Genomic DNA, 14,258 nt, shown 5'->3' with positions numbered 1-14,258 from the left:
CTAGCATCCGGCGCGGCCAGGGGCATAGAAACCTTTGGCAGACATCCACACAAAGCAAGCACACACTGGAGAGACATGAGCATCCCAAGCAACCCGCCGGCATCGAGCCCCGCGCGCCGGCGCCAGACCATCGTTGCCACCACCATCGGCAACGGGCTGGAGTTCTTCGACTTCACCGTCTACGGCTTCCTGGCGCTCGTGATCGGCAAGCTCTTCTTTCCGACCTTCAATTCCTACGGGCAACTGCTGCTGACGGTGGCGAGCTTCGGCGTGGGCTTCATCATGCGGCCGCTGGGCGGCATCATCATCGGCGCGTACGCCGACCGGGCGGGCCGCAAGAAGGCCATGACGCTCACCATCTTCCTGATGGCCCTGGGCTGCGCGCTGATCGCGTTCACGCCGACCTACGCGAGCATCGGCGTCGCGGCGCCGATCGTCATCGTGCTGGCGCGGCTCATCCAGGGTTTCTCGGCCGGCGGCGAGGTGGGCGCATCGACCACCCTGCTGGTCGAGCACGCCACGCCGGCCAATCGCGGCTACATGGCGAGCTGGCAGTTCGCAAGCCAGGGCCTGGGCGTGCTGATGGGCGCCGTGGTGGTGGGCGTGCTCACCACCGCGCTCTCGGCCGAAGCCATGCAGAGCTGGGGCTGGCGCGTGCCTTTCGTGATCGGCATGCTGATCGCGCCGGTGGGCATGTACATCCGCCGCCACCTCGAAGAGTCGCTGCACATCTCGCCGGCCGAAGCCGCCGCGCCGCGCGAAAGCAGCCTGAAGATCGTCTGCACGCAGCACGGCAAGACGGTGCTGGCCGCCATCCTCACGCTGGTGGGCGGCACCACGGCCGCCTACGTGGTCACGTTCTACATGCCGACCTACGCGGTGCGCGAGCTCGGGTTCACGCCGTCGGTGGCGCTGTTCGGCGCCGCGCTCACGGGCCTCATCTCCTTCGCGTTCGCGCCCTTCGTGGGCAAGCTGTCGGACGTGGTGGGCCGCAAGCCGCTCATCCTGTGGAGCCGCATCGCGCTGGCCGTGCTCATCTACCCGGGCTTCCTGTGGCTCAACGCTTCGCCCACGCCCACGGTGCTGTTCGTGGTGCTCGGCGTGTTCAGCTTCGGCCTGGTGGTGCAGACGGTGCCCGGCATCACGATGCTGCCGGAGATGTTCCCGAAGGCGGTGCGCGCGAGCGGCATGTCGCTGGTGTACAGCGTGGGCGTGGCCCTCTTCGGCGGCTTCGCGCCCTTCATCAGCACCTGGCTGCTGAACGCCACGGGCAGCAAGCTGGCACCGGCCTGGTATCTGGTGGCGATGACGGTCGTCTCGCTGATCGGCCTGCTCTGGCTGCGCGACCATACGGGCCGCGACATCGACGCCGCGGGCGCCCACGCGGCCTCGGCCTGAAGATTCTTCCCAACATTCCAAGCACAGGAGTCCCCACCTCATGCCAACCCAACGCTCCGCCGCCACGCGGCATTTCTCGGGCACGTACGTCGAAGCCCGCGCCAAGTTCCTCGAGGCCGCCGCCCAGCGCGGCGCGACCGTCGAATCGTTCGTGCTCGAGGCCCACCGCGGCGCACTCGGCGAAGAGCTGGCCACCGACGTCGCGCTGATCGGCCCCATCGACGCGAAGAAGCTGCTGCTCGTGACCTCGGGCACGCACGGCCCCGAAGGCTTCAGCGGCTCCGGCGCGCAAGTCGCCACGCTGAACGACGCCGACCTGCTCTCGCGCCTGGAACAGGCCGGCGTGGCGCTGCTGCTGGTGCACCCGAGTTCGACACCAACCGCGCTAAGTGCTTGATTTGTATGGGCCAAGACTCTCGGCTGCCACTACAGCAGGCTCAATTGGGTGTCTTGCTGGGGTTTTTTGATCTTCAGTGCGGCCAGCACATCGGTCTGGCGTTGGACGATGGAAGAGACGCCCGCAATGGGCGCGGCATTGTTGATGCTCACACGGTGGCGCTGAATTCGCCGCAAGTCCGCCAGGGCAGCCTCCGGTGACAAATCGCTGCCACTCATCTTCAGGCGCTGGCGCATCACGCGGTACAGGATCAGGGCCAGCATGCAAATGCTCGCATGCGCCTTGATGCGCTCGGGCAGGCGGTGGAACACCGGCGCAATCTCGATCTCCGACTTCAGCACCCGAAATCCCCGTTCGATGTCTGCCAGTGCCTTGTAGCGCTGCACCACCTCTTTGGGTGTCAAGTCCGCCACGTTGGTCACCAGCAGCAGCTTGCCATCCATCGCCTGGGCGCGGGCCAGAGCTGCCTGGTCGATGTCATACGTGAACAGATCGGCATGCAAATCGACCTTGATGATGCGCTTGAGGTGCGCCTCGCTCACCTCATGGAAGAAGCGTGCCGTCACACCCGCATCAGACAGCTTTCTACCCCGGTGTGCCTTGCCTGCATCTTGCGAATCGAGCTTGCCCACCAGCTGGTCGGCGCGCTGGCGCAATTGGTCAATGCGCGCCTGACGACTGGCAGTCTGCTCGGCCGCCTGCTGCGGGTTATGGGCCGCCACCAGACGAAGACCCTGCCATTGCGCCTCATCGATAGTCTCTTCTGTCGTTTCTTGCTCTGATGCGCGGGCTCGGGCTCGGGCGTTGATCGGCTCCAGTATGTCTGCGAACTCGCCATAGCGCCGCCCCGGCACTGCCAGGATGAACTCCAGCGCTTGATCGGTTGATCCGCTGGCCCCACCCGACAAGCGCAACTCGGACAAGGCCTCTATGTTGTCCAGCGAAAGCAGCCCACGGTCAGCCACCACCACCAGGCGGCGGATGTGCGGGTAACGCGCCATCACCTTCTTCAAGGTCGGCTCCAACGTCGGTGCCTCGGCTGTGTTGCCCGCAAACACCTCGTGATAGATAGGCATGCCGTCGGCTGTTTGCACCACGCCGAGCATGAATTGGCGCACCACCATGCCTTCCTTGGACATCCCATAGCGGCGCACGTCACCCTCTTGCTGGCTCAGTCCTTGGGCGCGGATGGTGGTCAGGTCGTAGAACACCACCGACAGATCCTCATCAATCAGCGGGCGCAAAGGCCCGCCACGCATTCATCCACCGCGTCCTGGTGGTCCATGAGCGCATCCATGCTGCGCAGCAGTTGCTGGTGGGTGAGTGCCTCTGCATCGATACCCGGCATGCTGACGGTTTGCAGCCAGCGCAGCACCCCGAGCTTGGAGTCGGGGTCGCACAGCCGGTTAAAGACCATCACCCGCAGGGCATGCTCGATGGGGTTGGTAAAGCGTGCGCGGCGAAAGACAGCAGCCAAGCCATCGAAACCCAACTCGTGCCAGAGTTGATCCAGCGCCCAGACATCGCCCAGGGCCAGTGCGGATTCAAAACGCACCTGGGGAACGGATGTCTCACTCAGTGAGCGACCCTTGGCGCGAAGCAGACCGCCCAGCAGTGAGTCGACTTGTCCATCTGTTTCGTCCACCCGCCCGATGGTGGCCAGCGTGCGCTGGCGGGGTTTGCCGTGTTCGTCTCGGAAGGACTCCACCAACTGGGCGTAGGTGTGGCCGCCTGAGCGGGTGAGCTTGATGAACATAGAAGAAGTGTAGCAAAAAAATACGGGCAATTGCCAACACATCAGCAATAAAACATTGCCACTACATAAAAATCAAAACGCCTCAGCTAAGTGCTTGATTCATATGGCACCGGTCCGCGAAAACATCGGAAAACGGCGGTTTGGTGTCGAACTCGGGGGTGCATGCCGTCAACCCGCACGGTTTTTCGCACCTGCACCGCACCAACGAAGACAACATCGACCTGAACCGCAACCACATCGACTTCAATGCGCCGCTGCCGGTGAACGCCGCGTATGCCGAGGTCGAGCCGCTGGTGCTGCCGGCAAGCTGGCCGCCCACGCCGGCCGACGAGGCGGCCGTGGGCGCCTACATCCAGAAGCACGGCATGACAGCCTTCCGCGCGGCCGTGACCAAGGGCCAGTACACCTCGCCGAACGGCTTGTTCTACGGCGGCACCGCGCCTTCGTGGAGCAACGGCACCATCCGCAAGATCCTGCGCAAATACGCCGCCTCGGCCACGCACCTGGGCTGGATCGACGTGCACACGGGCCTGGGCCCCTACGGCCACGGCGAGAAGATCTACCCGGGCCGCAACACGCCCGAAGACCTCGCACTGGCCCACGCCTGGTGGGGCGCCGACGTGTTCGCGCCCTTCGCGGGCGACTCGGCCTCGGCCGACGTGTCGGGCCCGGTCATCTCGACCGCCTACGACGAGTGCCCGAACGCGCGCATCGCGCCCATGGGCCTGGAATTCGGCACGCTGCCCGACCTGGAAGTGCTGAACCGCCTGCGCGCCGACACCTGGCTGCGCCGCCATCCCGAAGCGCCCGAATCGCAGAAGCGCGAAATTCGCCAGCAACTGCGCGACGCGTTCTACTGCGACAACGAGGAATGGAAGAGCATGGTGCTGGGCCAGACGCGTGTGGTTCTGCTGCAGACGCTGCAGGGCCTCAAATCAAGCTAACCCTCAGTCTTCGCGCACTTCGTGTCGCTTCGCCAACCCCCTTGCAGGGGGCGACACCAGCGGCCCGGCAAAGCCGGTTCCGCGGTGTCCCTTGCGAAGCCAGAGCCAGTCAGCCGAAGTTCGGCGCGCGCCGTTCGCGCAGCGAGGCGACGCCCTCGCGCACGTCGGCGCCCGCGAAGCCCATGAATTCCAGCGCCAGCGAGGCGTCGAAGGTCGGGCCGGCCTGGCGCAGCCAGTTGTTCAGCGCGTACTTGGTCAGGCGAATGGCGCTCTGGCTGCCGGCCGCGAGCCGGTCGGCCACCTCGTAGGCGCGCGGCAGCAGGTCGGCTTCGTCCACCGCGAGCGACACGAGGCCGATGCGCTCGGCCTCTTCGCCGCTCACCGGCTCGCACAGCAGCAGGTGGTACTTGGCCTTGGCCATGCCGCACAGCAGCGGCCACACGATGGCCGCATGGTCGCCCGCCGCCACGCCCAGGCGCGTGTGGCCGTCGACGATCTTCGCGTTCCTGGTGGCAATGGAAATATCGGCCAGAAGGCCCGCCACCAGCCCCGCGCCCACGGCCGGGCCGTGCATGGCGCTGACGATGGGCTTGTCGCAGTTGATGATGTTGTAGACCAGGTCGCGCGCCTCGCGCCACACGCGCTGGCGCACGGCGTCGTCGGTGGTCATGTCCTGCACCATCGCCAGGTCGCCGCCGCCCGAGAAGCCCAACCCCTCGCCCCGCAGCACCGCGCAGCGCGCCGTGTCGTCGGCCGACACGTCGCGCCAGATCTCGGCGAGTTCGCGGTGGCCGTCATGGCCGGCCGTCGGCAGCTTGCCGTTGGCCGCGCGCATCTGGATGTCGAGCACCGCGCCGTTCGCGCCCCGGCGCGTGATGGCAAGGGTTTGATAGCGGGTGTAGTCCATGGCGCGGAATCCGTGTTCTGTCTATTTCCTGGCGGCGATCTCGCGGCAGCGCTTCACGTTGCTGTCGAAGCGCGCCGCGAGACCGGGCTCGCAGGCATCGTCGCCGGGAGTGAGCTTGCACATGCCGACCACCACGTAGTCCATGACCGCCGCCGTGCACATCGGGTAGGCCGCGAGGTCCGGATTGGCCTTGACCTTGAAGCCCCAGCGATCCGAAAACTCCACCGTGCGCGCCATCGCATCATGGAAGAAGCTGCGGTCCTTCGCGGCAATGGCGGCTTCCATGCGCGGCAGTTCCTCGTTCAGGTAGCCGACCGAGTCGAGCGGGAAGTCGGCGGGGTTCTGCTGCGCCGTGGCCATGGATGCGGCAAAGACCAGCGAAAAAGCGGCCAGCGTGCGCATGACGGAGGAAAGCGGGGAGCCTTGAAGATTGCGTGGGAGGTGCATGGCGTCGAATTTTGCAACGTTTTGAAGCATTTTTGGAATCGAGGCGATGTGCGGGCGCTACGCTCCAGCCTCCACGAGCCGCAAATCCAGTCCGTCGCAGGCCGCGCGGGACAGCCTCAATTCGCCGTCGGGCGATGCCTCCAGAAGCTGCCGCGGCGCCAGGAATGCCTTGGCGACCGGCAACGATCGAACGCCGAAGGTCAGCGTCTCGATGCTGGAGCCGCGTGTACCGCGCGGCAGGAGCCGCAACGAGACATCAGGTGTAAGGGCGATGGCATCCGCCCCATCAGAACCCGTCAGGGCCCGCCATGCCTTGCCGGCTTCATCCACATCCGGCACGGCAAGCCGCACTTCACGCACCCCGACGATCCCAAGCGGCCCGCCACCGCATGCGTCGAACGCAGCCTTGTCCCGAGCATTGCGCTGTGCGGCATCGAGCTTCTCCTTCCACGGATAAATCGTTCCTTCCGCATCCCATTCGCAGAAGAAAACGCAGCACGCATCGGACGACACGTCGAGCACCACCGCATTCGTGAAATTGGTGACCCACGCGCCTTCGGATGTCTGCGTCCGAAACGGCTTTGGCGTCTTGCATGCGATGCCGCGTGCTGCCAACAGCGCAACACTGGCCCCGAGGTCGCCCGGATCGAGCGCGAAGCCGTGCACCAGAGGCGGCTGGGCGTCCTGCGGCAGGTCGTCGTTCTGTGCAGCGGCCCAGAACTCGAGATTCGTGTTGCCGACGTTCACCCAGCCAAAGCTGGCGAACGGACTGTGCTGCAGGGGCCACGACACCGGCAGGCCGAAAGTCTGCGCAAAAAGCGCATGCAGCGCCTCGACAGACTGCAGCCGGATGACGACGTGATCGATGCCGCGATACGGCGACACGCCTACTTTCCCTTCTTCTGCTTGTCGTACTTGCGCCAGTACTGGAACTCGTCCTCGTGCACCTCGAGGTCGATCTCCGAAATGCGCAGCTGCAGCCGCTCCTGCACTTCGGCCACGGCCTTGTTGTAGACCAGCGGGCCGACTTCCTCGAGGAAGAAGCCGAGCAGCGCACCTGCGCCGATGTTGCCGATCGGCTCTTCCATGTTCTCGCGGAAATAGCGCTCGATGGAGGTGATGGCCTGCTGGCGCGCTTCCTTCGAAATCTCGATGGTCATGGGCTTTCGTCTCTCGGGTGTGGAGTCGGTCGATTGTGCCGGGCGCGGCCCCGTCGTTCCGTTCGCTACCATGCGCCCACAACAACACCGGAGACAGACGCCATGAAGATCCGCCCCGCCGCGCTCGCGGCCCTTGCCCTGGGCGCAGTCGCCGTGCTCGCCGGCTGCACCTCCATGACGCCCACCGTGGCGCAGCGCCAGCTGATGCTGGTGGCCAACGACGAAAAACAGTCGTGGAACGACGCCGGCGCCGTCATCCTCGGGCCCATGGGGCGCGACACCGTGCAGGTGCTCGACATCGGCACCGACCCGCTCGCGCCCAAGGTGCTGGGCACGCTGCAGCTCGACAACACCATCGCCGGCCCGCCGACCAACCTGGCCATCACGCCCGGCGAAACGCTCGCGCTGGTCGCCAACTCGCTCAACGTGGTCGAGGAAAACGGCGTGCGCAAACAGGTGCCCGACAACCGCCTGTTCGTGATCGACCTGACGACCACCCCGCCCAGGCTGCTGGACACGCTGCGGATCGGCAAGCAGCCCTCGGGCCTGTCGATCAATCGGGCGGGCAACCTGGCGCTGGTGGCGAATCGCGCCGACAACTCGGTGAGCGTGCTGCGCATCGCGGGCAAGAAGGTCACGCTGATCGACACCGTGGCCATGGGCGACTCGGTGGCGCACGTGCGCTTCACACCCGATGGCAGGCGCGCGCTGGCGGCCAAGTTTCCGAGCCACAAGATCGCGCTGATCGACGTGGACGGCGAGAAGGTCAGCTACAACAAGCTCGACCTCGCGGCGGGCCTGTGGCCTTACAACGTCGACGTGACGCCCGACGGCAAGCTCGCGCTCACGGCGGACAACGGCAATGCCGGCGCATCGGACGGACAGGTCGACACGGTGAGCGTGATCGACATGGAAGCCGCGCCGCCGCGCGTGGTCGACAAGGTGGTGGTCGGCGACGGCCCCGAGGGGCTGGCCGTGAGCCCGACCGGCAGGCATGCGGTAGCGGTGATCCTGCGCGGCAGCAACGCGGCCAAGAACGCCTACTTCTACAACCGCAACGGCTCGGTGGTGCTGCTGAAGATCGACGGCAAGAAGGTGACCCGCGCCAACGAAGTGGTGGTGCGTGGCCTGCCCGAAGGCGCGGTGTGGAGCGCCGACGGCAAGTACCTGTACGTGGGCAACTTCATCGACAAGGACATCACCATCCTGCGGCTGGACGGCGACACGCTGGTGCCGACGGGCAAGTCATTCGTGTTGGAAGGCCATCCGGCCGCGATGCGCGGGACAATGACGCACTGAATCCACTCTTTCCGAACGAAGCACAAGCCATGGCGCAACCCAAACGACAACTCCGCACGCTCGAACGCGGCATCCTCTGCCTCGTGATCGGCGCCGCCGTCCTGCTGGGGCCGCGCTTCCTGCAGGGCACGCGCTGGTTCGAGATGGTGGCGGGCGCCTATATCGTGGGCTGGTTCGCGCTGGCGCTGGGCGCGGCGCTGGTGGTGGTCGAGCTGTTCAAGCGCGGCAAGCCGCGCCAGTAAAGCCAATAGCGCTGGGAGGCCCTCAGGCCTTCTTGCCGCGCAGCTTGCCGACCAGTTCCACCACGGCCAGCACGATGGCGCCGGCCACCACGCCCACGCCGGCATTCACGCCCATCGAGCCCAGGGTGCCGAACACGCCGCCGGTGGCCTTGGCCCAGTCTTCGACCGCGTGGCCCAGCGCCGGCACGCCGTGCACCAGGATGCCGCCGCCCACGAGGAACATGGCGGCGGTGCCGGCCACCGACAGCGCCTTCATGAGCCACGGCGCCGCCACCAGGATGCCGCGGCCGACCGCACGCGACGCGGCGCCGGCGCGCTGGCTCAGGTAAAGGCCCGCGTCGTCGAGCTTCACGATGCCGGCCACCAGGCCGTACACGCCGATGGTCATGATGAGCGCGATGCCCACCAGCACGCTGAGCTGCGTGGTGAACGGCTGGCCCTGCACGGTGCCCAGCGTGATGGCGATGATTTCAGCCGAGAGGATGAAGTCGGTGCGCACCGCGCCCTTGATCTTGTCCTTCTCGATGGCGACCACGTCGACCGAGGCGTCGGCCACGGCCTGTTCATGGCGGCCGGTGTCTTCGGCATGCGCCTTCTTGTGCAGGAACTTGTGGGCGAGCTTCTCGGCGCCCTCGAAGCACAGGAATGCGCCGCCCACCATGAGCAGCGGCGTCACCAGCCAGGGCAGCCAGGTGCCGATGGCCAGGGCGGCCGGCACCAGGATGGCCTTGTTGATGAAGGAGCCCTTGCACACGGCCCACACGACGGGAATCTCGCGCTCGGCCCTGACGCCGGACACCTGCTGCGCATTGAGCGCGAGGTCGTCGCCCAGCACGCCGGCCGTTTTCTTGGCGGCCACCTTGGTGAGAACCGACACGTCGTCCAGGACGGTCGCGATGTCGTCGAGCAGCAGGAGCAGGCTGGAGGCCATGGGCAGGTCGGAGGAAAAGAGAAGCGGCGAGCTTAGCCGCTGCCCTTGACGCGCCTTTCAATACCCATTCGGGGCCGGTTCAGAGCGCGCTCAGCGCCAATGCCAGCACAGCCACCAGCGAGGCACCGAACACCGCCAGACCCACGCGGCGGCGACGGTGCGTGAGCATCCACAGCGCCACGCCCGACATCGACAGGAAGATCAGGCTGCCGGCCAGCGTATCGACCAGCAGGATCCAGGGCACCGGCATGCCGCCGCCCTTGTGCATGTTGGTGAGCGTGGCGACGAAGCCGTTGTGCGTGGTGGCCACGCCCACGGAGCGGTTGCCCTGCCAGTACTCGGCCTGCACCATTTCGTTCGGGCCGCCGAAGTTGAAGACCCAGTGCGCCGGCTGCATGAGCGCCGGGGCGCTCTTGTCGCTCTTGTCGGCCCATGCCACGGGCTTGGCGGGCTCGATGCGGGTGGAATTTGGTGGCCCGCTCATGCGCAGCGCCTCCTGCAGCCAGCGGCTCATGGCTTCGGGCGTCTCGGGGGCGGGCTCGGGCAGCGCCAGCTGCGCGCGGGTGCGTTCCTGCGCCTGCGGCAGCTTCAGCACGTTGCGGTGGTTGAGCCAGATGCCGCTGAACCCGAACAACAGCCCCAGCACCGCGCCCCAGAGGCCGATCCAGCCATGGGTGCGGCGGATCCATTGCACGGCGGCCGTGCGTCGCTGGTGGGAGCGCACGCGCGCGGCGTGGCCCAGGGTGGTGCTGTCGTGGTCCATGGCGAAAGGTCAGGAAACGTCGCGCTTGAGTCGGATTTCCTCGACACGCACGGTGCCGAAGGCGGTGGTCTTGGCGGTTTTCATCTCGCGCTTGAAGCCGGCGAGTTCGTGGAAACGCATGGCGCGGTCGTTGCGGATGGGCACCCAGATGGTGACCGTGGTGCAGCCCTCTTCCTCGAGGCCTTCGCGCGCCGCGTCCCACAGGGCCACGCCGGCGCCCTTGCCCCAGTGCTCGGGCTTGACGTAGATGGCCCAGATTTCACCGGTGGTGGGCGGGGTCTTGGGGTCGCGCGAGCGGTCGAAGCCGACGAAGCCGACGATCTGGCCGTCCAGCGTGGCCACGTGCACCTGGGGTTCGCTGTATTCGATGGCCTCGCGCCACTTGGCTTCCCGCGACGCCGGAGCCAGGGTGCGCAGCTCTTCTTCGGGGAGGATGCCTTCGTAGGCAGCCTTGGCGGCCAGGGCGTGGACTTCGGCGACGGCCTTGGCGTCGCGCAGGGTGGCGGGGCGAACTTCGTAATCTGACATGAATGCGGGGAAATCAATGGAACCGCGTATTGTCGCCGCACCGCTAAACTGCCCGGTGCATCCGTCGTAACAACAGGAGAAATCGACATGGCCAAGGGTCAGCAACGCAGCACCAAGGAAGCGAAGAAACCGAAGAAGGACACCTCGCCGCCCAAGCCCGTCGGCACCGGCGGCATCGAACCGGTCCGCACGATCACCACGGCTGTGATCCCGCGCGGCAAGCTCAAGAACAAGTGACCGACGCAGCACCGGCCCCGGCCAGGCCCGCGCAGCCGCGCAACCCGCTGCACGGGCTCACGCTGGAGGCCATCGTGACGGCGCTGGCCGGCCACTATGGATGGGAACAGCTCGCCGAGTTGGTGCCCATCCGCTGTTTCGCGATCGATCCGAGCGTGAGCTCCAGCCTCAAGTTTTTGCGCAAGACCCCCTGGGCGCGCGAGAAGGTCGAGAGCCTGTATCTCTTCATGCTGCGCGAGCAACGCCGCGAACAGCAGCAGAATCAAAACACCCCCTGATCCCGCAACGATGAAGGTTCGACTCGAACCGTCGGGCCTCTGCTTCGAGGCCGACGCCGGCACCACGCTGCTGCAGGCCGCCGAGGCCGCGGGCATCGAGCTGCCCAGCTCCTGCCGCAACGGCACCTGCCGCACCTGCATCTGCCAGCGGCTGTCGGGCGAGACCCGCCACACCATCGAGTGGCCGGGCCTGAGCATCGACGAAAAAGAAGAAGGCTGGATCCTGCCCTGCGTGGCACAGGCGCTGGGCGATGTGACGCTCGACGTGCCCAGCGCGCGCGCCCTCTTCGCGGACTGAACTGGCCGGCCGGGCTACGAAGACTGCGGCCTGACCGCAGGCGCCGCCACCGTCAGCCGGTCACGCTGCGCCAGCGACGGGAACAGCCTGAACCATGCGAGCGCCACCACCATCGTGCCCACGCCGCCCACCACCACCGAGCCGACCGGCCCCAGCAGCGCCGCCGTGGCGCCCGATTCGAATTCGCCGAGCTGGTTGCTGGCGCCGATGAAGATCGAGTTGACGGCGCTCACCCGGCCGCGCATGGCGTCGGGCGTTTCCAGTTGCACCAGCGTCTGGCGGATCACCACGTTGACCATGTCGGCCCCGCCCGAGACTGCCAGCGCGATGAGCGACACGATGAAGCTCTTCGAAATGCCGAACACCACCATGCACAGCCCGAACAGAGCAATGGCCATCAGCAGCGTGCGCCCCACATGGCGCTCCACCGGCCGCCGGGTGAGCGCGATCGACATGACCAGCGCGCCCACCGCCGGCGCGCCGCGCAGCAGGCCCAGCCCCCAGGGGCCGGTGTGCAGGATGTCCTTGGCGTAGATGGGCAGCAGCGCCACCGCGCCGCCCAGCAGCACGGCGAACAGGTCGAGCGAGACCGCGCCGAGCACCGGCTTGCGCTTCCAGATGAAATCGACACCCGCGAACACCGTGGCCAGCGTGACCGGCTCGCGCGCCGCCGGCGTGTAGGCATAGCGCAGCCGCAGCACCAGCACGCAGGCGACGGCAAAGCACGCCACGCTGGCGCCGTAGACCACCGCCATGCCCGCCACGAACAGCAGCCCGCCCAGCGCCGGGCCGCCGATGATGGCGCCCTGCATGCCGGCCGAGCTGAAGGCCATCGCGCGCGCCAGCATGGTCGGCGGCACCAGCAGCGGCGTCAGCGCCTGCTGGGCAGGCATCTGGAAGGCGCGAACCGCGCCCAGCACCAGCGACAGGCCCAGCAGCAGGCCGCGCGTGTCGTGCTTGCCCATCACCGCCAGCAGCAGCACCAGCGCGACCAGCCCCTGCACCGCGAAGCAGGCCGCGACGATGCGCCCCCGGTGGTGCCGGTCGACGATATGGCCCGCCAGCAGCGCCAGCAGCAGCGCCGGAACGAACTGGTAGAGGCCGACCAGGCCCAGGTCCCAGGCGCTGCCGGTGAGGTCGTACATGTGCCAGCCGATGGCCACCAGCAGCATCTGCGAGGCGGCGGTGCCGAAGAGCCGCGCCGTCCACATGTGCATGAAAGGACGCTCGCGGGTCAGGTCGGAAAAGCTGGGGGAGGAAGCCGCGACCACCGGAATGGCAGGGGTTGCGGGAGGGAAGGAAGCGGGAGCTGGGTCGGGGCCGGACATTCGCTCAAGGATATCCGAGGCTTCATGAGCGGGCCGTGAGGCGCGGAAACGCCCCCTGCGCCCTCTTCTGGCGCGCTCTCTAAACTCGGTGCCTCCATGACGCTGCCCGCCCCCCTGCACCCCGTTCACGAAGACGACCACCTGCTGGCGTTCGACAAACCCGCCGGCCTGCTCTGCGTGCCCGGCCGCGGCGAGGACAAGCAGGACTGCCTGAGCGCGCGCGCCCTGCTGCAATGGCCCGACGCGCTGATCGTGCACCGGCTCGACATGGGCACCAGCGGCCTGGTGGTGATGGCGCGCGGCATCGAGATGCAGCGCGCCCTGAGCGCCGCCTTTGCCGAGCGCCGGGTGCACAAGCGCTATGAAGCCGTGGTCGACGGCACGCTGCCGCAGCTCGATGAGTGGTCGGTGATCGACGCCCCGCTGATGGCCGACTGGCCGCGCCGGCCGCTGCAGAAGATCGACCCGGCCGGCAAGCCCAGCGTCACGCGGTGGAAGGCGATTTCAGCTTGGTCCGGCGAGCCAGCCAGTTCCGCCGCCACCCATGTGCTGCTGGAGCCGCTGACCGGCCGTTCGCACCAGTTGCGGGTGCACCTGCTGTCGATCGGCCACCCGATTCTGGGCGACGCGCTCTATGGCGATGCCGCCTTGCAGGCACGCGCGCCGCGCCTGCTGCTGCATGCGAGCGAGCTGGGCTTCGTGCATCCGGTGACGATGGAGGAACTCCGCTTCAGGCGTACGCCCGATTTCGTTGCCTTGCGTGGCTGAAGAAGAGCCTCAGCCGCCCTTGACCACCAGCACCGGCATGTTCGCGTCCTGCAGCACGCGCTGAGTGACGCTGCCGAGCAGCAGTTTCTCGATGCCGCTGCGGCCGTGCGAGCCCATCACGATGAGGTCGGCCGCGATGGCGATGGCCGTGTCGACGATGCCTTCATGCACCACGTGGCCGTCGATCACGCGCTGGTCGCTGTGCAGGCCTTCGGCCGCCAGCGCCGCCACACCGCGCGCGAGCGCTGCGTTGGCGCTTGCCGTTGCAGCGGCGAGGTATTCGTTCTGGCCGAGCGCGTAGTCCGCGCCGACGCCGATGAAGGGATAGTTGTCGATCACGTGAATCAGCGTGATGCGGCTTCCGAAGGCCAGCGCGAGGCCGCTGGCCTTGCTGACAGCGAGCATGGAAGTTTCGGAGCCGTCGATTGGAACCAGGATGTGATTGAACATGGCGGGACCTCGCTTTCGTTCGCAGCAGACAGACACGGCTCACAAAGAGCCGGGGCTCGAATTTAACCGCTGTTGGGTTGGCGGACTGTAGGACTCAAGCCAGCGGCGGCGCGGCACGCTCCCGCAT

18 protein-coding genes and 1 pseudogene are annotated in these 14,258 nt (G+C 67.0%); 9 read left to right on the top strand and 10 right to left on the bottom strand.

Going from position 1 to position 14,258, the window contains the following annotated elements; all coding sequences use genetic code 11:
- Positions 1–75 precede the first annotated feature (75 nt).
- Together L3V85_RS12920 and L3V85_RS12915 are read left to right on the top strand one after the other, a co-directional pair.
- On the top strand, positions 76–1,398 hold the full coding sequence (locus tag L3V85_RS12920) for an MFS transporter (RefSeq protein ID WP_237679595.1): 1,323 nt from the start codon (positions 76–78) through the stop codon (positions 1,396–1,398).
- Positions 1,399–1,438: 40 nt separating this feature from the next.
- Positions 1,439–1,795 (top strand): DUF2817 domain-containing protein, encoded by a 357-nt coding sequence (locus tag L3V85_RS12915; RefSeq protein ID WP_237679594.1) that lies wholly within the window; start codon positions 1,439–1,441, stop codon positions 1,793–1,795.
- Between the two features lie 29 nt (positions 1,796–1,824).
- Here L3V85_RS12915 and L3V85_RS12910 read toward each other — a convergent pair.
- Positions 1,825–3,551, bottom strand: a pseudogene (locus tag L3V85_RS12910) (IS1634 family transposase).
- A gap of 143 nt (positions 3,552–3,694) precedes the next feature.
- Here L3V85_RS12910 and L3V85_RS12905 point away from each other — a divergent pair.
- The gene (locus tag L3V85_RS12905) at positions 3,695–4,495 is read left to right on the top strand and encodes a DUF2817 domain-containing protein (RefSeq protein ID WP_237680553.1); all 801 of its coding nucleotides are present in this window, start codon (positions 3,695–3,697) and stop codon (positions 4,493–4,495) included.
- A gap of 109 nt (positions 4,496–4,604) precedes the next feature.
- Here the strand turns inward: L3V85_RS12905 and L3V85_RS12900 are convergent, their stop codons facing one another.
- From L3V85_RS12900 to L3V85_RS12885, 4 genes are read right to left on the bottom strand one after another with little or no spacing between them, the layout of a single operon-like run.
- Entirely contained in the window at positions 4,605–5,402 is a 798-nt protein-coding gene (locus L3V85_RS12900) for an enoyl-CoA hydratase/isomerase family protein (RefSeq protein ID WP_237679593.1), read from the bottom strand.
- Positions 5,403–5,423: 21 nt separating this feature from the next.
- Entirely contained in the window at positions 5,424–5,849 is a 426-nt protein-coding gene (locus tag L3V85_RS12895) for a hypothetical protein (protein WP_237679592.1), read from the bottom strand.
- A gap of 57 nt (positions 5,850–5,906) precedes the next feature.
- Positions 5,907–6,734: a VOC family protein gene (locus L3V85_RS12890; RefSeq protein WP_237679591.1), complete on the bottom strand. Its 828-nt coding sequence runs from the start codon at positions 6,732–6,734 to the stop codon at positions 5,907–5,909.
- Between the two features lie 2 nt (positions 6,735–6,736).
- Positions 6,737–7,009, bottom strand: a complete 273-nt coding sequence (locus tag L3V85_RS12885; protein ID WP_237679590.1) for a DUF2164 domain-containing protein — start codon at positions 7,007–7,009, stop codon at positions 6,737–6,739.
- Between the two features lie 102 nt (positions 7,010–7,111).
- Here L3V85_RS12885 and L3V85_RS12880 point away from each other — a divergent pair, with 102 nt between their 5' ends.
- Both L3V85_RS12880 and L3V85_RS12875 read left to right on the top strand, forming a co-directional pair.
- A complete protein-coding gene (locus L3V85_RS12880; protein WP_237679589.1) occupies positions 7,112–8,308 on the top strand; it encodes a YncE family protein in 1,197 nt (398 codons plus the stop codon).
- A gap of 29 nt (positions 8,309–8,337) precedes the next feature.
- Entirely contained in the window at positions 8,338–8,550 is a 213-nt protein-coding gene (locus L3V85_RS12875) for a hypothetical protein (protein ID WP_237679588.1), read from the top strand.
- 22 nt (positions 8,551–8,572) lie between these two features.
- On the opposite strand, the gene L3V85_RS12870 is transcribed toward L3V85_RS12875, so the two are convergent.
- The 3 genes from L3V85_RS12870 to L3V85_RS12860 form a co-directional block, all read right to left on the bottom strand.
- Positions 8,573–9,481, bottom strand: coding sequence for a DUF808 domain-containing protein (locus L3V85_RS12870; RefSeq protein ID WP_237679587.1), 909 nt, complete (start codon positions 9,479–9,481; stop codon positions 8,573–8,575).
- A gap of 79 nt (positions 9,482–9,560) precedes the next feature.
- Positions 9,561–10,244 carry a PepSY-associated TM helix domain-containing protein gene (locus tag L3V85_RS12865; RefSeq protein WP_237679586.1) on the bottom strand — a complete coding sequence of 228 codons (684 nt, stop codon included), beginning with the start codon at positions 10,242–10,244 and terminating at the stop codon, positions 9,561–9,563.
- Positions 10,245–10,253: 9 nt separating this feature from the next.
- On the bottom strand, positions 10,254–10,772 hold the full coding sequence (locus L3V85_RS12860) for a GNAT family N-acetyltransferase (protein WP_237679585.1): 519 nt from the start codon (positions 10,770–10,772) through the stop codon (positions 10,254–10,256).
- 87 nt (positions 10,773–10,859) lie between these two features.
- Here L3V85_RS12860 and L3V85_RS12855 point away from each other — a divergent pair, with 87 nt between their 5' ends.
- The 3 genes from L3V85_RS12855 to L3V85_RS12845 are packed head-to-tail and all read left to right on the top strand — an operon-like array spanning position 10,860 to position 11,585.
- Positions 10,860–11,009: a hypothetical protein gene (locus tag L3V85_RS12855; RefSeq protein ID WP_007833921.1), complete on the top strand. Its 150-nt coding sequence runs from the start codon at positions 10,860–10,862 to the stop codon at positions 11,007–11,009.
- Positions 11,006–11,287: a VF530 family DNA-binding protein gene (locus tag L3V85_RS12850; protein WP_237679584.1), complete on the top strand. Its 282-nt coding sequence runs from the start codon at positions 11,006–11,008 to the stop codon at positions 11,285–11,287. The genes L3V85_RS12855 and L3V85_RS12850 overlap by 4 nt, the downstream gene beginning before the upstream one ends.
- Before the next feature lie 10 nt (positions 11,288–11,297).
- Positions 11,298–11,585: a 2Fe-2S iron-sulfur cluster-binding protein gene (locus L3V85_RS12845; protein ID WP_237679583.1), complete on the top strand. Its 288-nt coding sequence runs from the start codon at positions 11,298–11,300 to the stop codon at positions 11,583–11,585.
- Positions 11,586–11,599: 14 nt separating this feature from the next.
- Here L3V85_RS12845 and L3V85_RS12840 read toward each other — a convergent pair whose 3' ends face one another.
- A complete protein-coding gene (locus L3V85_RS12840) occupies positions 11,600–12,913 on the bottom strand; it encodes an MFS transporter (protein WP_272934791.1) in 1,314 nt (437 codons plus the stop codon).
- Between the two features lie 96 nt (positions 12,914–13,009).
- Here L3V85_RS12840 and L3V85_RS12835 point away from each other — a divergent pair, with 96 nt between their 5' ends.
- A complete protein-coding gene (locus L3V85_RS12835; RefSeq protein WP_237679581.1) occupies positions 13,010–13,681 on the top strand; it encodes an RluA family pseudouridine synthase in 672 nt (223 codons plus the stop codon).
- A gap of 9 nt (positions 13,682–13,690) precedes the next feature.
- On the opposite strand, the gene L3V85_RS12830 is transcribed toward L3V85_RS12835, so the two are convergent.
- Positions 13,691–14,131: a universal stress protein gene (locus L3V85_RS12830; RefSeq protein WP_007833935.1), complete on the bottom strand. Its 441-nt coding sequence runs from the start codon at positions 14,129–14,131 to the stop codon at positions 13,691–13,693.
- Between the last annotated feature and the right edge of the window lie 127 nt (positions 14,132–14,258).

It is taken from the genome of Variovorax paradoxus, assembly GCF_022009635.1.
Lineage (GTDB): Bacteria > Pseudomonadota > Gammaproteobacteria > Burkholderiales > Burkholderiaceae_C > Variovorax.
The sequence above is the reverse complement of the archived record's forward strand: the minus strand, read 5'-3'. Positions and strand labels throughout refer to the sequence as shown.